This window comes from Sphaerisporangium sp. NPDC051017, assembly GCF_040683095.1.
Lineage (GTDB): Bacteria > Actinomycetota > Actinomycetes > Streptosporangiales > Streptosporangiaceae > Sphaerisporangium.
In genome coordinates this window covers 112,030-133,361 of record NZ_JBFBCI010000010.1, presented here as the reverse complement: position 1 = coordinate 133,361, position 21,332 = coordinate 112,030, and the positions used below count along the sequence as shown (strand labels likewise).

The 21,332-nt window shown below is 71.6% G+C and carries 20 protein-coding genes; 14 read left to right on the top strand and 6 right to left on the bottom strand.

Annotation, left to right across the window (positions count from 1 at the left end):
• Positions 1 to 22: 22 nt before the first annotated feature.
• The 6 genes from AB0M95_RS12030 to AB0M95_RS12005 form a co-directional block, all read right to left on the bottom strand.
• Entirely contained in the window at positions 23 to 775 is a 753-nt protein-coding gene (locus AB0M95_RS12030) for an amino acid ABC transporter ATP-binding protein (RefSeq protein ID WP_358514234.1), read from the bottom strand.
• 8 nt (positions 776 to 783) lie between these two features.
• Entirely contained in the window at positions 784 to 1,962 is a 1,179-nt protein-coding gene (locus AB0M95_RS12025) for an ABC transporter permease subunit (RefSeq protein WP_363762465.1), read from the bottom strand.
• 18 nt (positions 1,963 to 1,980) lie between these two features.
• Positions 1,981 to 3,135, bottom strand: a complete 1,155-nt coding sequence (locus tag AB0M95_RS12020) for an LLM class flavin-dependent oxidoreductase (protein WP_363762462.1) — start codon at positions 3,133 to 3,135, stop codon at positions 1,981 to 1,983.
• A gap of 148 nt (positions 3,136 to 3,283) precedes the next feature.
• The gene (locus tag AB0M95_RS12015) at positions 3,284 to 3,589 is read right to left on the bottom strand and encodes a hypothetical protein (RefSeq protein ID WP_363762460.1); all 306 of its coding nucleotides are present in this window, start codon (positions 3,587 to 3,589) and stop codon (positions 3,284 to 3,286) included.
• 16 nt (positions 3,590 to 3,605) lie between these two features.
• Positions 3,606 to 3,947 (bottom strand): hypothetical protein, encoded by a 342-nt coding sequence (locus AB0M95_RS12010; protein ID WP_358513848.1) that lies wholly within the window; start codon positions 3,945 to 3,947, stop codon positions 3,606 to 3,608.
• A 162-nt stretch (positions 3,948 to 4,109) separates the two neighbouring features.
• Positions 4,110 to 4,958, bottom strand: a complete 849-nt coding sequence (locus tag AB0M95_RS12005) for a helix-turn-helix transcriptional regulator (protein ID WP_358513850.1) — start codon at positions 4,956 to 4,958, stop codon at positions 4,110 to 4,112.
• Between the two features lie 324 nt (positions 4,959 to 5,282).
• Between AB0M95_RS12005 and hisI the strand changes: the two genes are divergently transcribed.
• The 14 genes from hisI (at position 5,283) to AB0M95_RS11935 (ending at position 21,101) form a co-directional block, all read left to right on the top strand.
• A complete protein-coding gene (gene hisI, locus AB0M95_RS12000) occupies positions 5,283 to 5,627 on the top strand; it encodes a phosphoribosyl-AMP cyclohydrolase (protein ID WP_358513864.1) in 345 nt (114 codons plus the stop codon).
• A gap of 34 nt (positions 5,628 to 5,661) precedes the next feature.
• Complete coding sequence (locus AB0M95_RS11995; RefSeq protein ID WP_363762455.1) at positions 5,662 to 6,333, top strand: TIGR02234 family membrane protein; 672 nt, start codon at positions 5,662 to 5,664, stop codon at positions 6,331 to 6,333.
• A 327-nt stretch (positions 6,334 to 6,660) separates the two neighbouring features.
• Positions 6,661 to 7,077 (top strand): CD225/dispanin family protein, encoded by a 417-nt coding sequence (locus AB0M95_RS11990; protein ID WP_358513868.1) that lies wholly within the window; start codon positions 6,661 to 6,663, stop codon positions 7,075 to 7,077.
• Entirely contained in the window at positions 7,074 to 7,511 is a 438-nt protein-coding gene (locus tag AB0M95_RS11985) for a DUF2752 domain-containing protein (RefSeq protein WP_363762452.1), read from the top strand. The genes AB0M95_RS11990 and AB0M95_RS11985 overlap by 4 nt, the downstream gene beginning before the upstream one ends.
• 219 nt (positions 7,512 to 7,730) lie before the next feature.
• Entirely contained in the window at positions 7,731 to 8,555 is an 825-nt protein-coding gene (gene trpC, locus AB0M95_RS11980; protein ID WP_358513872.1) for an indole-3-glycerol phosphate synthase TrpC, read from the top strand.
• A gap of 17 nt (positions 8,556 to 8,572) precedes the next feature.
• Positions 8,573 to 9,793 (top strand): tryptophan synthase subunit beta, encoded by a 1,221-nt coding sequence (trpB, locus tag AB0M95_RS11975; RefSeq protein ID WP_363762573.1) that lies wholly within the window; start codon positions 8,573 to 8,575, stop codon positions 9,791 to 9,793.
• Positions 9,794 to 9,826: 33 nt separating this feature from the next.
• Positions 9,827 to 10,621, top strand: a complete 795-nt coding sequence (gene trpA / locus AB0M95_RS11970) for a tryptophan synthase subunit alpha (RefSeq protein ID WP_363762449.1) — start codon at positions 9,827 to 9,829, stop codon at positions 10,619 to 10,621.
• A 234-nt stretch (positions 10,622 to 10,855) separates the two neighbouring features.
• Entirely contained in the window at positions 10,856 to 11,389 is a 534-nt protein-coding gene (locus AB0M95_RS11965; protein WP_363762446.1) for a MauE/DoxX family redox-associated membrane protein, read from the top strand.
• A 28-nt stretch (positions 11,390 to 11,417) separates the two neighbouring features.
• Positions 11,418 to 12,170 carry a thioredoxin domain-containing protein gene (locus AB0M95_RS11960; RefSeq protein WP_363762443.1) on the top strand — a complete coding sequence of 251 codons (753 nt, stop codon included), beginning with the start codon at positions 11,418 to 11,420 and terminating at the stop codon, positions 12,168 to 12,170.
• Positions 12,171 to 12,196: 26 nt separating this feature from the next.
• A complete protein-coding gene (gene lgt / locus AB0M95_RS11955) occupies positions 12,197 to 13,291 on the top strand; it encodes a prolipoprotein diacylglyceryl transferase (RefSeq protein ID WP_363762440.1) in 1,095 nt (364 codons plus the stop codon).
• Positions 13,292 to 13,325: 34 nt separating this feature from the next.
• On the top strand, positions 13,326 to 14,132 hold the full coding sequence (locus AB0M95_RS11950) for a hypothetical protein (protein ID WP_363762437.1): 807 nt from the start codon (positions 13,326 to 13,328) through the stop codon (positions 14,130 to 14,132).
• Positions 14,133 to 14,143: 11 nt separating this feature from the next.
• Positions 14,144 to 14,788: a hypothetical protein gene (locus AB0M95_RS11945; protein ID WP_363762434.1), complete on the top strand. Its 645-nt coding sequence runs from the start codon at positions 14,144 to 14,146 to the stop codon at positions 14,786 to 14,788.
• 297 nt (positions 14,789 to 15,085) lie between these two features.
• Complete coding sequence (gltB, locus tag AB0M95_RS11940) at positions 15,086 to 19,600, top strand: glutamate synthase large subunit (protein WP_363762431.1); 4,515 nt, start codon at positions 15,086 to 15,088, stop codon at positions 19,598 to 19,600.
• Between the two features lie 16 nt (positions 19,601 to 19,616).
• Positions 19,617 to 21,101, top strand: coding sequence for a glutamate synthase subunit beta (locus tag AB0M95_RS11935; protein ID WP_363762428.1), 1,485 nt, complete (start codon positions 19,617 to 19,619; stop codon positions 21,099 to 21,101).
• Positions 21,102 to 21,332: the final 231 nt, after the last annotated feature.

The following is a 21,332-nucleotide window of genomic DNA, read 5'->3' as shown; positions in this document are numbered from 1 at the left end:
TTATCGAAGGTACTGATAGGGGTCAGAGCACTTTGCTCAGGAAGGCGCGGGTGCGCTCGTGCCGGGGGGCGTCCAGCACCTGGCCGGGAGTCCCCTGCTCGACGACGCGGCCCGCGTCCATGAAGACGACGGTGTCGGCGACCTCGCGGGCGAAGCCGACCTCGTGGGTGACGACGATCATGGTCGTGCCGCTGCGGGCGAGGTCCTTCATGACGTCCAGCACCTCGCCCACCAGCTCGGGGTCCAGCGCGGAGGTCGGCTCGTCGAACAGCACGACCTTCGGCTCCAGGGCGAGCGCCCGCGCGATGGCCACGCGCTGCTGCTGGCCCCCGGACAGGCGGCGCGGGTACTCGTCCGCCTTGTCGGCCAGGCCCACGCGGTCGAGCAGCCGCGTGGCCAGCTCCTCCACCTCGGCCCGGGGACGGCGCCGCGCCGACACCGGCGCCTCGGTGACGTTCTGGCGGACGGTGAGGTGCGGGAACAGGTTGAAGTTCTGGAACACGAAGCCGATGCGCGCGCGCCTGCGCAGGATCTCCCGCTCGGGCAGCTCGTGCAGGCGGTTCCCGGCGCGGCGGTAGCCGACGAGCTCGCCGTCGATGAGGACCGAGCCGCGGTCCACCTTCTCCAGGTGGTTGACGCTGCGCAGCAGGGTGGACTTGCCGGAGCCGGAGGGGCCCATGATCACGGTCACCTCGCCGGGGTCGACCCGCAGGCTCACGTCGCGCAGGACCTCCAGCGTGCCGAACCGCTTGTGCACGCCGCGCAGCTCCACCATCGGCCGGGTCACGGCGTCCTCCCCGAGGTCTCGCCGGCGGGGGCGGCGGCGCGCTCGGCGAACGCCCGGCGCAGGCGTCCGAGCGGCGTCTCGGGCAGGCGCCTGCTGGAACCCTTGGCGTAGTGCCGCTCCAGGTAGTACTGCGCGATCGACAGCACCGTGGTCAGGATGAGGTACCAGATCGCCGCGACCAGCAGCAGCGCGATGACGCGCCCGCTGCGGTTGTAGATGACCTGCGCCTGGTAGAAGAGCTCCGGCAGCGCCATGATGTACACGACCGAGGTGCCCTTGACCAGGCCGATGATCTCGTTGCCCGCGGTCGGGATGATCGTCCGCATCGCCTGCGGCAATATGATCTTGAAGATCTGCCGCGTGCGGGGGATGCCGAGCGCCGCGGCGGCCTCGAGCTGGCCGTGGTCCACCGACAGGAACCCGGCTCGCACGATCTCGGCGGCGTAGGCGCCCTGGTGGAGGGCGAGGCCGATGGCCGCCGCCGTGACCGGGCCGATCAGGTCCATCGTGCCGATCGAGAAGAACGACGGGCCGAACGGCACGCCGAACGAGATCTGCTTGTACAGCAGCGCCAGGTTGTACCAGAACAGCAGCTGCAGGATCAGCGGCACCGAGCGGAACAGCCACGTGTAGCCCCAGGCGACTGAGCTGAGCAGCGGGTTCGTGGACAGCCGCATGAGGGCGACCACCGTGCCGATCACGAAGCCGAGCACGATGCCGAGCGCGGTCAGCTGCAGCGTGAACGCCACCGCCCGCAGGATGGAGGGCGCGAACAGGTACTCGCCCACGACCGGCCAGTCCCACGCGGTGTTGGTGATCAGGGCGCTGGCCGCCATGGCGAGCAGCACCAGCACGACGGCCGCCCCCGCCAGGCGCCCGGGATGCCGGGCGGTGACGACCTTCAGCGCCTCGCCCGGCGTGTCCTCGGGGGCGGCTGCCGACGGGGTTTCGGATGGATCCGTTCCGGTCGTGGGTGTTTCGGCCCGCCGGGTTTCGGTCGGCGCGATCGCGGAGGGCGGGGTTTCGGCCGGCACGATATCGCGGGGCACGGCCTCGGGGGAGGCGGACGGGGACGGCGCGGTGCCGGACGGCGCTGTGTTGGACAGCGCTGTGTTGGACAGCGCTGTGTTGGTTGGCGCGGTGCCGGACGGCGCGGTCTTCGGGGGTACGGACATGGGGAACGCGGCTCGCTCTCAGACGGCGGACAGGCCGGCGGACCGGGCGCCGGGCGGGGTGGCCGCGCGCCGCCGCTCTTCCTCGGCGGCCTCGCGCTTGGCGACCTCCTCGCGCACCAGGGGGATGACGTGCCGCCCGAAGTCGATGGCGTCGTCGAGCAGGTCGTACCCGCGCGCGGAGAGGATCTCCACCCCGAGGTCGTAGTAGTCCAGCAGCGCCTGGGCGACCGTCTCCGGGGTGCCCACCAGGGCGTTCGAGTTGCCCGCGCCCCCGGTGGCGGCGGCGGTGGGCGTCCACAGGGCGCGGTCGAAGCGCTCGCCCTGCTCGGCGATGGCGATCAGGCGTTGCGATCCGGTGTTCTCCGGCGCGTGCCCGGGATGGTTGCCCCGGACGATCGTGCCGTTCTGCCGGCGCGCCTTGATCAGGGACAGCGTGCGGTACGCCTTCTCCCAGGCCAGCTCCTCGGTCGGGGCGATGATGGGACGGAAGGCGACCTGGATCCTCGGCACGTCCTCGCGGCCGGCGTCCTTGGCGGCCCGCTTCACCGACTCGATCTGCTCGGCGGTCTGGGCCAGCGGCTCGCCCCACAGGCAGAAGATGTCCGCCTCGGCGCCGCCCGCCCGGTACGCGGCGGGGGAGGAGCCGCCGAACGACACCCGGGGCCTCGGCCGCTGGGCGGGGAAGACGTCGGAGACGAAGTCGTTGAAGCGGTAGTGCTCGCCCTCGTGGTCGAAGGGCGTGTGCGAGGTCCAGCCCTTCTTGACGATCTGGATGTACTCGCGGGTCCGGGAGTACCGCTCGTCCTTGGTGAGGAAGTCGCCCTCGCGTTGCTGCTCGTGGTCGGTGCCGCCGGTGATGAAGTGCACGGTCAGGCGGCCGTCGCTGATCTGGTCGAGGGTGGCGAAGGTCTTCAGGGCGAAGGTCGGGTAAGAGACGTTGGGTCGGTGGGCGAGCAGGATCTGCAGGTCTTCGACGCGGCTCGCGACGTACGCGGCGGCCTGGGCGGGATCGGGCGCGCCGGACCCGTAGGCGAACAGCACCCGGTCCCACCCGTACTCCTGGTGGGCGCGGGCGAGCCTGAGCGTGTACTGCTTGTCGAAGGACGGGCCGGATCGGTGTGTGGTCTCCGATCCGTCGTGCGTGCCACCGATTCCGAGAAACTCGACGGGCATGGTGGAAACCTTTCTGGCCGGGCCGGCCGTGGACGTACGAGGGGCGCGCGTGCTCCACTCCAGCACAGAGGAGGATTTCCCGTCAAGACCTACTTGTTTAGTAGGTTTTATTCACACGAAAACGGGCGCCATGCCGGCGCCCGACCCGTCAGCCCCGCGGCGGGGTGAGCACCCCGCAGACGCGCGCGACCGCGGTGGGCAGCTCATGGACCGGGGCGATGCGCTCGGCCCACGGCCACCAGAACCACCAGGTGCCCTCGCCCTGGGCGGCGAACACGACCTCCGACAGCGTCGGGACCGCCGTGCTGACCACGATCAGCTGCGGGATGCCCCCGCTGGTCTCTCCGACACGCGCGTGCAGGCCGCGGGCCTGGAGCGAGTCGCCGAGCGCCTGCAGGTGCGCGACGGCCGTGACGGCCGTGGCGGCGCCGGCGACCTCGCCGATGCTCGTCATGAGGGACTCCCTACTGTCACTCGGGGTGGGCGTAGAGCCGGGGGACGTACTTCTCGCGCAGCGTCGCGTAGTGGTCCGCCAGCCGGGCGGCCGCGGTGGCGGGGGAGACCGCGAAGGTCCGCAGGGCGCCGCCCCTGCGGCTCGGATGCGGGCTCGTCCACCAGATGATGCGGCCGTCGATCCGGGCGAGCAGCCCCTGCCACAGGGAGACGGCGGCCTGGCCGTCCTCCAGGTAGTAGATGTAGGCGGGGATCTCATGGCGGGCGAGCGACGCCTGGAGCTCCTCGGCGATTCGCCGGACGTCCGCCGAGGGACGCCTGCAGACCAGCGCGGCCGCTTCGACGTGGAGGGCGGGCACGAGGTGACTCCTCACCGGCACGGCGATCCGCGCCTGGCTCGTCCTTGAGGGGTGTGCGATGCGGGCCGGGAGTCCCGCGCCGCGACTGAGGTCGTCCAGAGTTCGGAACGGAGTTCGATGCGAGGCTAGGCTCCGGGCGCGCGCGAGATCAACGATGTTGCTTCATGTTTCTCTCAATTCACCCGCCACCGCGTTGATCAGGTCGCGGGCCGCCTGACCATAGACGGCGGCCTCGGCGAGGGTCGCGAAGGCGCGTTCGTACAGCGCCACGTCGGTGGGGGTTTTGATCCGGAACTGGCCGGGGATGGCATCGACGCGCACCTGATTATCGTCATATATCCAGAAATTTTCGGGCGGCATCAAGGACGGACGGCCGCGTGCCGGAATCACGCCGAAGCTGAGTTGCGGCATGTTGATCGTCAGGTCCGCCAGGCGCGCGAGCTGCGCGGCCATCTCCTCGGGGCCGCACACCGGCGTGCGCAGCGCCTGCTCCCCGACGATGAACATGAACCGCTTGCCGCCCGCGGTGAGCACCTCCTGGTGCCGCAGGCGGACGCCGACGGCCTCCTCCAGGTCGTCGGGGATGCCGCGGAACTCGATGACGGTACGCAGGTGGGCGCGGGCGTACCCGGGGGTCTGGAGCAGGCCCGGCACCGCGGAGTGCTGGAACACCCGGAACTGCTGGGTCTCGCGGTAGAGCGGCTGGAACGACTCCTGGACGTGCCGCAGCCCGGTGGCCTCGAGCCGCCGCCACTCGGTGTACATGGAGTCGATGTTGCGGACGGCCGCGATGAGGTCGACGACGTACTCCTCGGCGTCGCAGACCCGGCACCACAACCGGATGTCGTTCTCGTTCGGCATCTGCGCCGCGTGCTCGATCTTGGACACCTTGGAGTAGTGCCAGCCCGCCTGGGACGCCAGCGTCCGTCCGGTCAGGCTGGCTTCGTTGCGTATCTCGCGGAGTCGCGCGGCGAGTATTCCTTTCGCCTCCGTTATGCGCGGTGAGGGCATAGGGGCACCTCTTGGGATGCGTGTGTTAGCTGACAATCCAGACCGTAGCGTGAGGTTTTCCTCTTATCCCCATATGTTGCGCGATGTTGCTTGGAGCGGCTGAGGTCAGTGGGTGCTCGCGGTGCCCGAGAGACGCTGCGCCAGACAGATCGGGACCACCGAGAGCACGATCAGCGCCGCCGCTGCTGGTCAACGCCTCCGGGCGTGTCGTGGCGTCCAGCACGGCCCGGTGGCCGGCCGGTTCGGTGTACCGCGGCGAGGCTGGTTTCCGCGCGTATCCGTGCGGTGACCTGCCCCTGCGGCTGGTTGCGGCAGAATTGCACCATGCCTCTTGATCCGAAGATCGCGGACCGTCTCAAGCGCGATCCCGGCGGCCTGGTGCCCGCGGTCGTCCAGCAGCACGACACCGGCGAGGTGCTCATGCTGGCCTGGATGGACGACGAGGCGCTGCACCGCACGCTGACCACCGGCCGCGCCACCTACTGGTCGCGCAGCCGCCGCTCCTACTGGGTGAAGGGCGAGACCTCCGGTCACGTCCAGTGGGTCAGGCACGTCGCGCTCGACTGCGACGGCGACACGATCCTGCTCAAGGTCGACCAGGTCGGCGCGGCCTGCCACACCGGCGACCGCACCTGCTTCGACGCCGACGTCCTGCCGGTCTCCTCATGAGCACGGGCCAGGGGACGGCCGTGGGCGGGGCGAGATGACCGCCACCCGCGTCCCCGAGGCGTCCCCGGAGGGCCGGTCCCGGCGCGGGCTGCTCGCCTGGCTGGCGCTCGGCGTGGCCGGGGCCGTCCTCGCGCTGGCCTCCTCCGGGCGCACCTGGGCCACGGTCGCCCTCGGTGGTGGCGCCGGGGTTGCCCGCGCGGCGCCCGTGCCGCTCACCGGCGGCGAGATCGTCCCCGTGCTGAGCCCGCTGGCCCTCGCCGCGCTGGCCGCGGTGGTCGCCGTGCTCGCGACCCGGGGGGTGTGGCGTGGGCTGGTGGGCGCCGTCCTCGGGCTGATCGGCCTGGCCCTGGCCGGGGCGGTCGCGGGCGGGGTGGCGTCCTCCCCGCGGCTGATCTCGCTGGCCGAGGAGCGCACCACGGTGACCGGCGCGGACACCGCCGCCGTCGCGCACACCTGGGCGTGGCCCGCGGCGGCGGTGGCCGGGGGAGTCCTGCTGCTGGTGGCGGGCGTCCTCGCCGTCGCGCGGGGGGCGCGCTGGCCCGGCATGTCGGAGCGCTACGACCGGCCGGGGCGCGGCTCCGGCGGTTCCGCCCCCGCGAGCGAGGGCCGCGCCGGGCGGCCGGCCGAGCGGTCGCTGTGGGACGCGCTCGACCGCGGCGTCGACCCGACCGAGGGCGACGCAGACGGGCGAGATCGACGACTTTAGTGACGATCTGCCCACAAAGTTGGACTTCGCTCCTAGAACGCCCTCCACGTCGCTAAGCTGCCGCCGCACGATGCGCGCCGAACGGCTCCCAGGGGGTGGGGGCACGGGCCGCGGCAGGCCGCCGGATGGTCCCGGGGGAAGCGGCCGCGCCCGCGCCGGAACCAGGCGCACGGGGGATGACGGGAGGGCCGCGCGCCCGGCCGTCCGACCGTGCCCGGGCGGGTCGTCCCGCCGCTCCCGCCGGCGGGGCCGTTCGCGTTCATCGGCACCGGAACGGCCAGCACGGCCGGCCACCAGGCCCGGCCCGCGTCAGCAAGGAGACCATCGATGAGTTACGGCCAGCAGGGCGGCGGCTACGACGCTCCCCCTCCCGGGGGGTACGGCGGCCCTCCTCAGGGCGGCGGGTACGGTGGCCCTCCCCCGGGCGGGTACGGTCCCGGCGGGTACGGCCAGCAGCCGTACGCCGCCGAGCCGCCGAACAACCACCTTCTGCCCGCGATCCTCACCACCCTGTTCTGCTGCGGCCCCTTCAGCCTCCCCGCGATCTACTTCGCGGGCAAGGTCAACGGCAAGTTCGAGGCCGGTGACTACCAGGGCGCGCTGGAGGCCTCCGCGCAGGCCAAGAAGTGGTGGATGATCTCGCTGTTCGTCGGCCTCGGCGTCTGGGTGCTCTACCTGATCCTGTCGTTCACGGTCGGGCTGAGCTTCTTCCAGGCCGTCCAGAACGCCCAGTACGGAGGATGACCGTGCGGCAGGCGCACGCCGGGCGTCGCGGCGCCGGTGGAGCGCGGGCCCTGCTCGCGCCCCTCGGCGTCGCGGCGCTCACGGGGGCGGTCGTCGCCTACGTAGGAGCGGTGGACCCGAACGAGGCGGGCCACTACCCGACCTGCCCGTTCCTGTTCGTGACCGGGCTGTACTGCCCGGGATGCGGCTCGCTGCGCGCCATCCACGCCCTGGCGCACGGCGACCTGCCGGCGGCGCTCGGCCTCAACCCGCTCGCCGTGCTGACCGTCCCGTTCCTGCTGTTCTGGTGGGGACGGTGGGCCGTCCGCGCCTACCAGGGACGGCCGGTGCGCACCCGGGCCGCGCGGCCGGTGTACATCTGGGCCTTCCTCGCGGTCATCATCGTCTACTGGATCGTGAGAAACCTGCCCTTCGGTGCGTTCCTGGCGCCGTGAGCCCCAGACCCCGCGCCACGAGGCCCTCAGAGTCGCCACCCTGTGGCGAGCCGACGGCGGTAAGCCCGATACCATCGGCAGGGCAAGGTCGGGAGAGGAAGGCGGCCTCCGGGGTGATCGGCCGCGATCGGCCGGTCACGGGGCCGGGCCTCCTCTGCCCGCGGCGCAGTCGACCGGAGGGGACCCTGATCGGGTGAGCGAGCCAAGCGAGGAGATCAAGTGAGCGTGCTCGACGAGATCCTGGACGGCGTGCGGGCCGACCTCGCCGATCGGCAGAAGGACGTGTCGCTGGCCGACCTACAGGAGCGCGCCAAACGCGCGCCCGCCGCCAAGGACGCCTACGCCGCGCTCGGCGGCGACAAGGTGTCGGTGATCGCTGAGGTCAAGCGGTCCAGCCCCTCCAAGGGCGCCCTGGCCGCCATCGCCGATCCCGCGGCACTCGCCGGCGACTACGAGGCGGGCGGCGCCCACGTCATCAGCGTGCTGACCGAGCGGCGGCGCTTCGGCGGCAGCCTGGAGGACCTCGCGGCGGTCCGCGCCGCGGTCGACATCCCCATCCTCCGCAAGGACTTCGTGGTCACCTCCTACCAGCTCTGGGAGGCGCGCGCCCACGGCGCCGACCTCGCGCTGCTCATCGTGGCCGCCCTCGATCAGAACGCTTTGGTCTCATTGATCGAACGAGCCGAGTCGATCGGTCTCGCGCCGCTCGTCGAGGTGCATACTGAAGAGGAGCTCGACCGGGCTCTGGACGCCGGTGCGCGCATCATCGGCGTCAACGCGCGTGACCTCAAGACCCTGGAGGTCGACCGCGACGTCTTCGCCAGGCTGGCCCCCAAGATCCCGGACGGCGTGATCAAGATCGCCGAGTCCGGTGTCCGCGGCCCGCACGACCTGCTGGCGTACGCCCGCGCCGGCGCCGACGCCGTCCTCGTGGGCGAGAGCCTCGTCACCGGCAAGGACCCGCGAGCCGCCGTGGTCGACCTGGTCACCGCGGGCGCGCACCCCGCATCGCGATTCGACAATCCACCCGAGAGGCAGCAGTGAGCACAGAGGGCACCCTGATCACCGCGGCCGACCTCGCCGGCAACGGCGCGGCCGGTAACGATCCCGATGTCCGCGGCCGGTTCGGGGTGTTCGGGGGCCGGTTCGTGCCCGAGGCGCTCATCCCCGCCCTGGACGAGGTCGCCAAGGCCTACGAGGACGCCAAGGCCGACGTCGCCTTCCTGCGCGAGTTCGACCACCTGCTGCGCACCTACGCCGGGCGGCCCACCGCCGTCACCGAGGTCGGCAGGTTCGGCGAGGCCGCCGGCGGCGCCCGCGTCCTGCTCAAGCGCGAGGACCTCACGCACACCGGTGCCCACAAGATCAACAACGTGCTCGGGCAGGCGCTGCTCACCCGGCGCCTCGGCAAGACCCGCGTGATCGCCGAGACCGGCGCCGGCCAGCACGGCGTCGCCACCGCCACCGCCTGCGCGCTGCTCGGCCTCGAATGCGTCATCTACATGGGCGAGGTCGACTGCGAGCGCCAGGCGCTCAACGTCGCCCGCATGAAGCTGCTCGGCGCCCGGGTCGTCCCCGTCGCCAACGGCAGCCGCACGCTCAAGGACGCCATCAACGAGGCCTTCCGCGACTGGGTCACCAACGTCGACAACACGCACTACCTGTTCGGCACCGTCGCCGGGCCCCACCCGTTCCCCGAGATCGTCCGCGACTTCGCCCGCATCATCGGCGTCGAGGCCCGGCGCCAGGTCCTGGAGCTCACCGGCCGGCTCCCCGACGCGGTGGCGGCGGCCGTGGGCGGCGGGTCCAACGCCATCGGAATCTTCCACGCCTTCATCGGCGACCCGGGCGTCGCCCTGCACGGCTACGAGGCCGGCGGGCACGGCCTGGCGTCCGGCGAGCACGCCCTCACCCTCACCGAGGGCTCGATCGGCGTCCTGCACGGCGCCCGCACCTACGTCCTGCAGGACGACGAGGGCCAGACCATCGAGTCGCACTCGATCTCCGCGGGCCTGGACTACCCCGGCGTCGGCCCCGAGCACGCCTGGCTGAAGGACTCCGGCCGCGCCACCTACCACGGCGTCACCGACGACGAGGCCATGGCGGCCTTCTCCCTGCTCGCCCGCACCGAGGGCATCATCCCGGCGATCGAGTCGGCGCACGCGCTCGCGGGCGCGCTCAAGCTCGGCCGCGAGCTCGGCCCGGAGGCCACCATCCTGGTCAACCTCTCGGGCCGAGGCGACAAGGACATGGGCACCGCCATGAAGTACTTCAACCTGTAGGCCCCAAGAACCTGTGAGCGGGACTCTTCTGACATGACGACTCTTCAGACGGTGTTCGAGAAGGCGCGGGCCGACCGGCGGGCCGCCCTGGTCGGGTACCTCCCGGCCGGCTTCCCCACTAAGGACGGCGCCATCGCCGCCGCGACCGCGATGGTGGAGGCCGGCTGCGACGTCATCGAGATCGGCCTGCCCTACTCCGACCCGCTCATGGACGGTCCCACGATCCAGGCCGCCGTCCACACCGCGCTCACCGGCGGCACCCGCATCGCCGACGTCATGCACACCGTCGAGGGCGTGGCCAAGACCGGCGCCGCCGTGCTGGTCATGACCTACTGGAACCCGATCGACCGCTACGGCGCCGAGCGCTTCGCCCGTGAGCTCGCGAACGCCGGCGGCGTCGGCACCATCACCCCCGACCTCACGCCCGAGGAGGCCGGGCCCTGGCGCCGCTTCAGCGCCGAGGCCGGCATCGACACCGTCTTCCTGGTCGCCCCCAGTTCCACGGACGAGCGCATCCAGGCCGTGGCCGACTGCTGCACCGGCTTCGTCTACGCCGCCTCGCTGATGGGCGTCACAGGCGCGCGTGCGAGCGTGAGCGTGGCCGCCGCGGGCCTGGTCGAGCGCACCCGCACCCACACCGGCCTGCCCGTGTGCGTGGGCCTCGGCGTCGGCACCGGGGCGCAGGCCGCCGAGGTCGCCGGGTACGCCGACGGCGTCATCGTCGGGTCGGCGTTCATCCGCCGCCTCCTCGACGCCCCCGACGAGGCCGCCGGTCTGTCGGCGGTTCGCGAGCTCGCCGCCGAGCTCGCCGCGGGCGTACGCGCCTGATCTTCGCGCTTCTTCCTCTTTGGTCGTTTTCCGAGGTCAACGTCCCCTGCCCCGACGCCACCGGCGTCGCTTACCGGGCTCTTATCGGCGTCATGATGGGCTTGTGGCCCGGTACCCTTCGGCGTGAAGCCGGTTACCGGACCGGTCCGCGGCGTGTCATGCCCGCCGTTCCCCGGCCGGCTTCACCCGGGGCATACCAGACGTTGATTCGCTGAGTTCAGAGAGGTCGCGCCGATGAGGTCGCTTTACGTGCATCCGGCGGTACCCTGGGTGACGACCGTCGCCCGGCTGGTGGTCGCCGGCGTGCTCATCGCCGCCGGGGGGCTCAAGATCGGCACGCCCGCCCTGTCCATCCAGGCGGTGAAGGCGTACGAGCTCCTGCCGGATTCGGTCGCGACCGCGGTGGGCTACGGCCTGCCGATCATCGAGATCGTCGTCGGGGTGTTGCTGGTAGTCGGTCTGCTCACGCGCTGGGCGGGCGCCGTCTCCGCGCTGCTCATGCTGGCCTTCGTGGTCGGCATCGCGTCGGCGTGGGCGCGGGGCCTGCGCATCGACTGCGGCTGCTTCGGCGGCGGGGGGAAGCTCGGCGCCGCGCAGGATCCGAACTACCTGTGGGAGATCCTCCGTGACGCCGGGCTGTTCCTGCTCGGCGCCTGGATCGCCTGGCGGCCCCCGGGCCGGTTCGCGCTCGACTCGGCTCTCGGGATCGTCCCGGACACGGGCGGCGACGAGCCGGAGGGCGGAGAACCCGGATTGAGCCCGGCCTGACTGAGGCCGGAACGAGGGAGGAGTTCTAATGGGTAAGGCCGCGCGGGAGGTCTCCGCCCGCGAGCGGATCAAGACGCAGCGCGAGCAGGAGGCCAGGCAGCAGCAGCGCCGCCGCCTCGCCACCGTCGCCGCCGTGGTGGTCGTGATGCTCGCCGTCGTCGGCGGCGGGTGGTGGTACGTCCAGTCCGGGAAGTCGGAGACCGTCACCGGCGCGCTCGCCCCGGTCACCATCCAGCCGGACGGCTCGGTCGTCATGGCCAAGCCGGGCGTCACCAAGCCGGTCCTGGACATCTACGAGGACTTCCAGTGTCCGGCCTGCCAGGCGTTCGAGCAGGTCAGTTCGGCCACGGTGAAGAACATGGCGGCGGCGGGCCAGGTCAAGGTCGTCTACCACCCGATCAACATCTTCGAGCAGGAGCCCGCGCACGGGAACACCATGCGCGCATCCTCGGCCGCGCGCTGTATCACGAACGGCGACCAGTGGATCGCCTTCCACGACCGCCTCTTCAAGGAGCAGCCGCCGGAGACGAAGTCCGGGTTCTCGCTCGACGACCTGGTGAAGTGGGGCAAGGAGGCCGGGGTCACCGACCCGGGCTTCGAGTCCTGCGTGCGCAGCCAGAAGAACACCGAGGCCCAGGCCGCCTACAGCAAGCAGATCCTGGACGCGAAGCTCGTCCCGGAGGGCACGCCCACGCTGCGGCTCGACGGCAAGGTCGTCGACAACAACGTCTCGTTCAGCCCCGCTTCACTTCGCCAGGCCATTCTTGATGCCGCGAAGTAGGCACGAAACCGGTAACGTCACCTGACATGCCCCTGGCCTCCATTCCCAGCCCGCCCGAAGGGGTCTGGTACCTCGGACCGATCCCTCTGCGGGCCTACGCTTTCTGCATCGTGCTCGGCGTCATCGCCGCCGTCTGGATCGGCGAGCGCCGCTGGCGTGCCCGCGGCGGCGAGCCTGGCACGATCACCGACCTCGCCGTCTGGGCCGTTCCGTTCGGCCTGGTCGGCGGCCGGTTGTACCACGTCATCACCGACTGGCAGTTGTACTTCGGTGCGGACGCGCCCAACCGGCCCATCGACGTCCTGTACATCTGGCACGGCGGCCTCGGCATCTGGGGCGCCATCGCGCTCGGCGCCGTCGGCGTGTGGATCGCCTGCCGTAGGCGAGGCATCTCGCTGTCGGCGGTCGCCGACGTCTGCGCCCCCGGCATCGCGGTGGCGCAGGCCATCGGCCGCTGGGGCAACTACTTCAACCAGGAGCTGTTCGGCGGTCCCACCGACCTGCCGTGGGGCCTGGAGATCGACCCGGGCCGCGACGGCACGGTCGCGGGCGTGTCCACCTACCACCCGACGTTCCTGTACGAGTCGCTGTGGAATCTGATCCTCGCGGGCGCGCTGGTCCTGCTGGGCCGGCGGTTCACGCTGCGGCACGGCCGGCTGTTCGCGCTGTACGTCGCGGGCTACACCTTCGGCCGGTTCTGGGTCGAGGGCCTCCGGGTCGACCCCGCGCACCACGTCCTCGGCATGCGGCTCAACCAGTGGACCGCCCTGCTGCTGTTCGCCGGCGCGCTGCTCTACTTCTGGCTGACCAGGGACAAGACCACCGAAGAGATCGTGGTCCCGCACTCCGGCGACCTCCTGTCCGCCGATCCTGCGCACGGCGCGGACCAGGCCGACGCGCACGAGACGGCCGCGGCCGACCCGTCGCACGACGCCGGCCAGGCCGACGCGCAGGAGATCGCCCGCGATCCGTCCCCGCCGGAGGCCGACGGCGACGCCGGGAAGAGCACGGGCGCCGAGCCCGGCGAGGCGAAGGACACGTCCCCGGAGGCCGGGCCCGCCGCCAAGGCCGAGGTCGGCCCGGCGTCCGCGGCGTCGGACTCGGAGGCGAATTCGCGATGACTCCAGGCCGCTCCTCGGGGGGAGCCGGCCGCCTGTGAGTGCCCGCAGCAAGAGACGCCGCTCCTCGTTCGAGGTCCCGGCCCTGGCCGAGCGCGGGCTGACGCAGCGGCAGCAGCGCGTGCTGATCGCCGTCGGCACGGTGCTCGCCGTGCTCGTGGGCGGGTTCGGGCTGACGCTCGTGGTCAGCACGCTGGGCATCCGCGATCAGTCGCCCGAGCCGAGCTCGGGCGACTTGATCGGACTTCCCCATCCGGACGATTACCAGGCGTGGGCCTCGCCCAAGCTGTTCGCCCCCATCGGCGGCCGCGAGGCCGACGCGTCTCCACTGAAGGCCGAGGAGGTCTTCGGGGCCAAGACGCTGAAGAGCGGCGCGCTGACGCTGCGTCTGCTGGACCACCGCCTGGACGACGCCTGCGCGCCGGTCGTCTGGGGCGGCAGCGTGCTGGCCGAGCTGGGGAAGGCCGGCTGCACCCAGGCCGTCCGCGGCGTCTACCTCAGCGCCGACCGCCGGTACGTCGCCCAGTACACCCTGTTCAACCTGGCGAGCTCGGAGGCCGCCGACGGGTTCGTGCAGGCCATGTCGACGCTGTACCGCGGCGGCGGGTGGGTGCGTCCGCTGGAGTCCAAGACGGCGGTGTTCTCCGGCGACGGGTACACCGAGGGCAGCGGGCACGCCATGGGGCACTACGCCGGGTTCGTCTGGGTCGGCCGGGTCGACGGCCGCGATCCGGGGCCGAAGGACGATTTCGTGTCGCTGACCCTCGCCGCCCGGGGGGCCGAGAAGGCCATCTACCGCCGCGTCGTCTCCGTCGGCGGGCCGCCGCCGCTCCCGGCCGGATAGGGTCGGCTGCCGTGCCAAGCCGTACGCTGATCGTCGTCGCGGTCGCCGGCGTGCTCGCCGCCGCGGGCGTGGGCCTCTACGTGGCCACGCGGCCGGAGACGGGCCCGAGCCCCGCGTTCTTCCGGGGCGAGCCGACGTCCGCGTTGTACGCGCCCATCGCGACCCGCCGCCTGGACCCGCGCCCGCTGACCGGCCAGGAGGTCTTCGGGGCCTCGCCGAGCCCGGCCGCGCAGGGCGTGACCATGGAACGCCGCGAGGTCGCGGTCTCGGACGACTGCGCCGAGGCGCTGTGGGGGAGCGCGGTGAAGGCCGCGGCCTCGGGGTGCGCCCGGGTGGCGCGCGCCGGCTTCGCGGCCTCCGGCGGCGGCGTGTCCGGCCAGTACGCCGTGTTCGACATGGCCGACGGCGCCTCCGCCGACCGGCTCGTGGCGGCGCTCGACCCCCGGCGCGGCGGCGGCTTCCTGCGCCTCGCGCCCGGTCAGCAGGCGTTCGACGCCGCGCGCAGCCGCGCGGAGGTCCGTGCTCTCGGCCATTTCGTGGTCGTCAACTGGGTCGGCCCGGTCGGGGACGTCGCCGGCGACGATCTCACCTTCCCGCAGCTCGCGCTGGACGGGCTCGGCGCGTTCGCGCAGGCACGGGTCCTGGCGGCGGGCTGAGCGCGCGCCCGGCGAATTTGACCGGTTCCTGACCGACTCCGGAGTGTTTGAGTACGTGTCGATCTGGAATAACGACCTGGCATGAGCCGTTCAAGTGTTCGCGGCCTGGGACGTACGGCTGTGTACACCCAGATGTGGGCACTCCGATGGTGAATGTTCGCGATTCCCACCTGGCGGGCACCATTCCGGCAGGGTGAGGTAGTCTCTACACACCTAACTGCAGCAGGGCCAACGTCGTCCCTCTTGCCTGCACTCGCCAATTCAGACGAAGCAGACGAAGACGACGGGAGGGATTCAATGCCTGCTGCCCGCCTCGGTTTCCCCGAGCCCCAGGGCCTGTACCACCCTTCGCATGAGCATGACGCCTGTGGTGTCGCCATGGTGGCCGATGTCCACGGCCGCCGCACGCACGACATCGTCGCGAAGGCCCTGACGGCACTGCGCAATCTCGATCACCGAGGAGCCAAGGGTAGTGAACCGGACACCGGGGACGGTGCCGGCATCCTGACGCAGTTGCCCGACGCGTTCCTCCGCGTTTCTGTGGACTTCCCCCTTCCCCCGGCCGGCTCCTACGCCGCGGGCATCGCGTTCCTGCCGGTGGACGCGCAGGCCCGCGCGATCGCCACCGGGATGATCGAGGAGATCGCCGCCGAGGAGGGCCTGACGGTCCTCGGGTGGCGTGAGCTGCCCGTCGACGCCTCCCACCCGGGCCCGAGCGCCCGCGCCGTCATGCCCGCGTTCCTGCAGCTCTTCGTGTCCTCGCCGGGCGGCGAGACCGGCCTGGAGCTCGACCGGCTGGCCTTCTGCCTGCGCAAGCGGGCCGAGCACGAGGTGGACGTCTACTTCCCCTCGCTGTCCTCACGGACGATCGTCTACAAGGGCATGCTGACGACCCCTCAGCTCGGGGAGTTCTTCCCGGACCTGACCGACGAGCGGTTCGAGAGCGCGATCGCGCTGGTGCACTCGCGGTTCTCCACCAACACGTTCCCGTCGTGGCCGCTGGCGCACCCGTACCGGTACGTCGCGCACAACGGTGAGATCAACACCGTCAAGGGCAACCGCAACTGGATGCGGGCCCGTGAGGCGATGCTGAACAGCGAGCTGATCCCCGGCGACCCCGCGCGGCTGTTCCCGATCTGCGACCCGGACGGCTCGGACACGGCATCCTTCGACGAGTGCCTCGAACTGCTGCACCTCGGCGGCCGGAGCCTGCCGCACGCCGTGCTGATGATGATCCCCGAGGCGTGGGAGAACCACGCGGAGATGGACCCGGCGCGGCGCGCGTTCTACGAGTACCACTCCACCTCGATGGAGGCGTGGGACGGCCCGGCCTCGATCACCTTCAGCGACGGCACCCTGGTCGGCGCGGTGCTCGACCGCAACGGCCTGCGCCCGGGACGCTACTGGGTGACCGAGGACGGCCTGGTGGTGCTCGCCTCCGAGGCCGGCGTGCTGGACATCGAGGCGTCCAAGGTGGTGCGCAAGGGCCGCCTGCAGCCCGGCAAGATGTTCCTCGTCGACACCTCCCTCGGCAAGATCATCGAGGATGACGAGATCAAGGCCGAGCTGGCCGCCGCCGAGCCGTACGCCGACTGGCTGCACGCCGGGCTCGTCCGGTTCGAGGAGCTGCCCGAGCGCCAGCGCCCGATCGTCACCCACGAGGCCCTGGTGAAGCGCCAGCAGACCTTCGGGTACACCGAGGAGGAGCTGCGGATCATCCTGGCGCCGATGGCGAAGACGGGCGCCGAGCCGATCGGCTCGATGGGCACCGACTCGCCGGTCGCGGTGCTGAGCGAGAAGCCGAGGCTGCTGTTCGACTACTTCAGCCAGCTGTTCGCCCAGGTCACCAACCCGCCGCTCGACGCGATCCGCGAAGAGCTGGTCACCTCGCTGCAGACGACGATCGGCCCCGAGGGCAACCTGCTCGCGCCGGGCCCGGCGTCCTGCCGCAGGCTCGTGCTGCCGTACCCGGTGATCGACAACGACGAGCTCGCGAAGATCATCCACATCAACGACGAGGGCGCGCTGCCGGGCTTCCAGCCGCACGTCGTCTCCGGCCTGTTCGAGGTGTCCGGCGGCGGCGAGGGGCTGCTGCACCGCCTGGAGGAGATCTGCGCCGAGGTCTCCGAGGCCATCGCGGGCGGGGCCCGCATCATCGTGCTGTCCGACCGCGGCTCCGATGCCCGTATGGCGCCGATCCCGTCGCTGATGCTGACCGGCGCGGTGCACCACCACCTGATCCACGAGAAGTCGCGGACGCGCGTCGGCCTGGTCGTCGAGACCGGCGAGGCCCGCGAGTGCCACCACATGGCACTGCTGATCGGCTACGGCGCCTCCGCGGTGAACCCGTACCTCGCGATCGAGACCGTCGAGGACATGATCGCCTCCGGGACGCTCGCGCTCGACCCGCGCGCGGCCGTCCGCAACCTGATCAAGGCGTACGGCAAGGGCGTCCTGAAGATCATGTCCAAGATGGGCGTGTCCACGGTCGCGTCCTACACCGGCGCGCAGATCTTCGAGGCGCTCGGCCTCGGCCAGGACGTCGTGGACGCCTGCTTCGCGGGCACCACCTCGCGCCTGGGCGGCGTCGGCTTCGACGTGCTCGCCGGGGAGACCGCGCTGCGCCACCGGCGCGCCTACCCGCGCGCCGAGAACGCCCACCGCCGGCTGGAGGTCGGCGGCGAGTACCAGTGGCGCCGCGAGGGCGAGCCGCACCTGTTCAGCCCGGAGACGGTCTTCCGCCTCCAGCACGCCACCCGCGCCCGCCGCTACGAGATCTTCAAGCAGTACACCGACCTGGTGGACGGCCAGGCCGAGAAGCTCATGACGCTGCGCGGCCTGTTCAAGCTGCGCGAGGGCCTGCGCCCGGCCGTGCCGATCGATGAGGTCGAGCCGGTCGAGAGCATCGTCAAGCGGTTCTCCACCGGCGCGATGTCCTACGGGTCGATCTCGCGGGAGGCGCACGAGACCATCGCGATCGCCATGAACCGGCTGGGCGCCAAGTCCAACACCGGCGAGGGCGGCGAGGACCCCGAGCGCCTGCACGACCCCGTGCGCCGCAGCGCGATCAAGCAGGTGGCCTCCGGCCGCTTCGGCGTCACCAGCGAGTACCTGGTCAACGCCGCTGACCTGCAGATCAAGATGGCGCAGGGCGCCAAGCCGGGCGAGGGCGGCCAGCTTCCCGGCCACAAGGTGTACCCGTGGATCGCCAAGACCCGGCACTCCACGCCCGGCGTCGGCCTCATCTCGCCGCCGCCGCACCACGACATCTACTCGATCGAGGACCTCGCCCAGCTCATCCACGACCTGAAGAACTCCAACCCCGAGGCGCGCGTCCACGTCAAGCTGGTCGCCGAGGTCGGGGTCGGCACGGTCGCGGCGGGCGTCAGCAAGGCCCACGCCGACGTCGTGCTCATCTCCGGCCACGACGGCGGCACCGGCGCCTCGCCGCTGACCTCGATCAAGCACGCGGGCGCGCCCTGGGAGCTCGGCCTGGCCGAGACCCAGCAGACCCTGCTGCTCAACGGCCTGCGCGACCGCATCGTCGTCCAGGCCGACGGCCAGCTCAAGACCGGCAGGGACGTCATCGTCGCCGCGCTGCTCGGGGCCGAGGAGTTCGGCTTCGCGACCGCGCCGCTGGTGGTGTCCGGCTGCGTCATGATGCGCGTCTGCCACCTGGACACCTGCCCGGTGGGCGTCGCGACGCAGAACCCCGAGCTGCGCAGGCGGTTCAGCGGCAAGCCGGAGTTCGTGGTCAACTTCTTCGAGTTCGTCGCCCGGGAGGTGCGCGAGTACCTCGCCGCGCTCGGGTTCCGCTCGATCGACGAGGCCGTCGGCCACGCCGAGTTCCTGGACACCACGGCCGCCGAGGACCACTGGAAGGCGGCGGGCCTGGACCTGTCCCCGATCCTGCACGTGCCCTCGCTTCCCGAGGGCACGCCGCTGCGGCACACCGTCCCGCAGGACCACGGCCTGGACAAGGCGCTGGACAACACGCTGATCCAGCTCGCCGAGGGCGCGCTGAAGTACGGCGACCGGGTGACGCTGGAGCTGCCGATCCGCAACGTCAACCGCACGGTCGGCACCATGCTGGGCAACCAGGTGACCAAGCGGTACGGCGGCGAGGGACTGCCGGACAACACGATCGACGTGAGCTTCACCGGCTCGGCGGGCAACTCCTTCGGCGCGTTCGTGCCGAAGGGCGTTACGCTGCGGCTGACCGGCGACGCCAACGACTACCTGGCCAAGGGCCTGTCGGGCGGGCGTGTCACCGTGCGGCCGCACCCGGACGCGCCGTTCAGCGCCGAGACGCAGGTCATCGCCGGCAACGTCGGCCTGTACGGCGCGACCTCCGGCGAGGTGTTCATCCGCGGCGTGGCCGGCGAGCGGTTCTGCGTCCGCAACTCCGGCGCGACCGCCGTCGTCGAGGGCGTGGGCGACCACGGCTGCGAGTACATGACCGGCGGACGCGCGGTCGTGCTCGGCCCGACCGGCCGCAACTTCGCGGCGGGCATGTCGGGCGGAATCGCCTACGTGCTGGACCTGAACCAGGCGCGGGTCAACCGCGAGATGGTCGAGATCGAGCAGCTCACCGAGTCCGACTCGGAGTTCCTGCGCGAGATCGTCGAGCGCCACCTGGCCGAGACGGGCTCCACCGTCGCCAAGGCGCTGCTGGACGACTGGGACGGCACGCTTACCCGCTTCGGCAAGATCATGCCGATCGACTACAAGAGGGTGCTCAAGGCCGCCGAGACCGCGCGGGCCGAGGGCCGGGACATCGACGAGGCGGTCATGGCCGCCGTGCACGGTTAAAGGGGGGTTTCACCGAATGGCCGACCCGAAGGGTTTCCTGACGCACGCCCGTGAGCTGCCGGCGCGCCGCCCGGTCGACGTGCGCATCCGCGACTGGCGCGAGGTCTACGAGGACTTCCCCAAGCCCGCGCTCACCACGCAGGCCGCGCGCTGCATGGACTGTGGCATCCCGTTCTGCCACAACGGCTGCCCGCTCGGGAACCTCATCCCCGAGTGGAACGACCTGGTCTATCGCGACGACTGGCGCGAGGCGATCGAGCGGCTGCACGCGACCAACAACTTCCCGGAGTTCACCGGTAGGTTGTGCCCCGCCCCGTGCGAGGCGGCGTGCGTGCTCGGCATCAACTCCGACCCGGTGGCGATCAAGCGCGTCGAGGTCGAGATCATCGACCGCGCCTTCGCCGAGGGCTGGGTGCCCCCGCGGCCGCCGACGTCCAAGACCGGCAAGCGGGTGGCCGTGGTCGGCTCCGGGCCCGCGGGCCTGGCGGCCGCCCAGCAGCTCACCCGGGCCGGGCACGACGTCGTGGTGTTCGAGCGGGCCGACCGTATCGGCGGCCTGCTGCGCTACGGCATCCCCGAGTTCAAGATGGAGAAGCGCCACGTCGACCGGCGCCTGGCGCAGATGCGCGCCGAGGGCACCGAGTTCCGCGCCGGGGTCAACGCCGGCGTGGACGTCACGGTCGCGCGCCTGCGCGAGGAGTTCGACGCCATCGTGCTGGCGGGCGGTGCCACGGCGTGGCGCGACCTGCCGGTGGCGGGGCGCGAGCTCGCGGGCGTGCACCAGGCGATGGAGTACCTCCCGCCCGCCAACAAGGCGCAGGAGGGCGACTACCCGCGGTCCCCGATCTCCGCCGAGGGCAAGCACGTCGTGGTGATCGGCGGCGGCGACACCGGCGCCGACTGCATCGGCACGGCGCTGCGCCAGGGCGCGGCCTCCATCACCCAGCTGGAGATCATGCCGATGCCGCCGGCCCAGCGGCCGGACGCCCAGCCGTGGCCGACCTACCCGATACTGTTCAAGGTGGAGAGCGCGCACGAGGAGCTCGAGGCCGAGGGCGGCGCGCGGGTGTACGCGGTGTCCACGACCGAGTTCGTCGGCGACGAGCGGGGCCGGCTGAAGGCGCTGCGCCTGGTGGACGTCGAGGGCCCTGCGAGCGGTTTCAAGCCCATCCCGGGCTCGGAGCGCGAGATCCCCGCCGAGCTGGTCACGCTGGCGATGGGCTTCGTGGGGCCGGAGAAGGGCCCGCTGCTCGACGACCTCGCGGCGCTCGCGGACGAGCCGGAGGCGTTCTTCGACGCCCGCGGCAACGTCGCGCGGGACAAGGGCTACATGTCGGGCGTCGAGGGCGTCTTCGTCGCCGGCGACATGGGCCGGGGGCAGTCGCTCATCGTCTGGGCGATCGCGGAGGGCCGCTCGGCGGCCGCGTCCGTCGACCGCTACCTGACCGGGCACACCGCCCTGCCCGTGGCGATCCCGCCGACGGCCCGCCCCCTGGTCTGAGGGGTACGCTCTGAGGGCTCACGGTGTGACGGCACGGTCCGGGGCGCGGCTGCGGCGGCCCTGGACCTGCCGGTGAGGTGACCTGCGAGGACGGCGTTTCGCCCACCGAAGCGCCGTCCTCTTTATGTGTTTTTATGCGCGTCTCATATAGCTTGTAGTTACATCTGTATAGATCGGATCGTATGCCGGAGGAATCTGTCCACAAGTTGCTTTGGTCCTCGATCCACTGAA

What these genes read in the sequence shown, in the direction of transcription:
- AB0M95_RS12030 (WP_358514234.1), bottom strand. Translation starts at nt 775, where the DNA reads ATGGTGGAGCTGCGCGGCGTGCACAAGCGGTTCGGCACGCTGGAGGTC.
- AB0M95_RS12025 (WP_363762465.1), bottom strand. Translation starts at nt 1,962, where the DNA reads ATGTCCGTACCCCCGAAGACCGCGCCGTCCGGCACCGCGCCAACCAAC.
- AB0M95_RS12020 (WP_363762462.1), bottom strand. Translation starts at nt 3,135, where the DNA reads ATGCCCGTCGAGTTTCTCGGAATCGGTGGCACGCACGACGGATCGGAG.
- AB0M95_RS12015 (WP_363762460.1), bottom strand. Translation starts at nt 3,589, where the DNA reads ATGACGAGCATCGGCGAGGTCGCCGGCGCCGCCACGGCCGTCACGGCC.
- AB0M95_RS12005 (WP_358513850.1), bottom strand. Translation starts at nt 4,958, where the DNA reads ATGCCCTCACCGCGCATAACGGAGGCGAAAGGAATACTCGCCGCGCGA.
- hisI (WP_358513864.1), top strand. Translation starts at nt 5,283, where the DNA reads ATGCCTCTTGATCCGAAGATCGCGGACCGTCTCAAGCGCGATCCCGGC.
- AB0M95_RS11995 (WP_363762455.1), top strand. Translation starts at nt 5,662, where the DNA reads ATGACCGCCACCCGCGTCCCCGAGGCGTCCCCGGAGGGCCGGTCCCGG.
- AB0M95_RS11990 (WP_358513868.1), top strand. Translation starts at nt 6,661, where the DNA reads ATGAGTTACGGCCAGCAGGGCGGCGGCTACGACGCTCCCCCTCCCGGG.
- AB0M95_RS11985 (WP_363762452.1), top strand. Translation starts at nt 7,074, where the DNA reads ATGACCGTGCGGCAGGCGCACGCCGGGCGTCGCGGCGCCGGTGGAGCG.
- trpA (WP_363762449.1), top strand. Translation starts at nt 9,827, where the DNA reads ATGACGACTCTTCAGACGGTGTTCGAGAAGGCGCGGGCCGACCGGCGG.
- AB0M95_RS11965 (WP_363762446.1), top strand. Translation starts at nt 10,856, where the DNA reads ATGAGGTCGCTTTACGTGCATCCGGCGGTACCCTGGGTGACGACCGTC.
- AB0M95_RS11960 (WP_363762443.1), top strand. Translation starts at nt 11,418, where the DNA reads ATGGGTAAGGCCGCGCGGGAGGTCTCCGCCCGCGAGCGGATCAAGACG.
- lgt (WP_363762440.1), top strand. Translation starts at nt 12,197, where the DNA reads ATGCCCCTGGCCTCCATTCCCAGCCCGCCCGAAGGGGTCTGGTACCTC.
- gltB (WP_363762431.1), top strand. Translation starts at nt 15,086, where the DNA reads ATGCCTGCTGCCCGCCTCGGTTTCCCCGAGCCCCAGGGCCTGTACCAC.
- AB0M95_RS11935 (WP_363762428.1), top strand. Translation starts at nt 19,617, where the DNA reads ATGGCCGACCCGAAGGGTTTCCTGACGCACGCCCGTGAGCTGCCGGCG.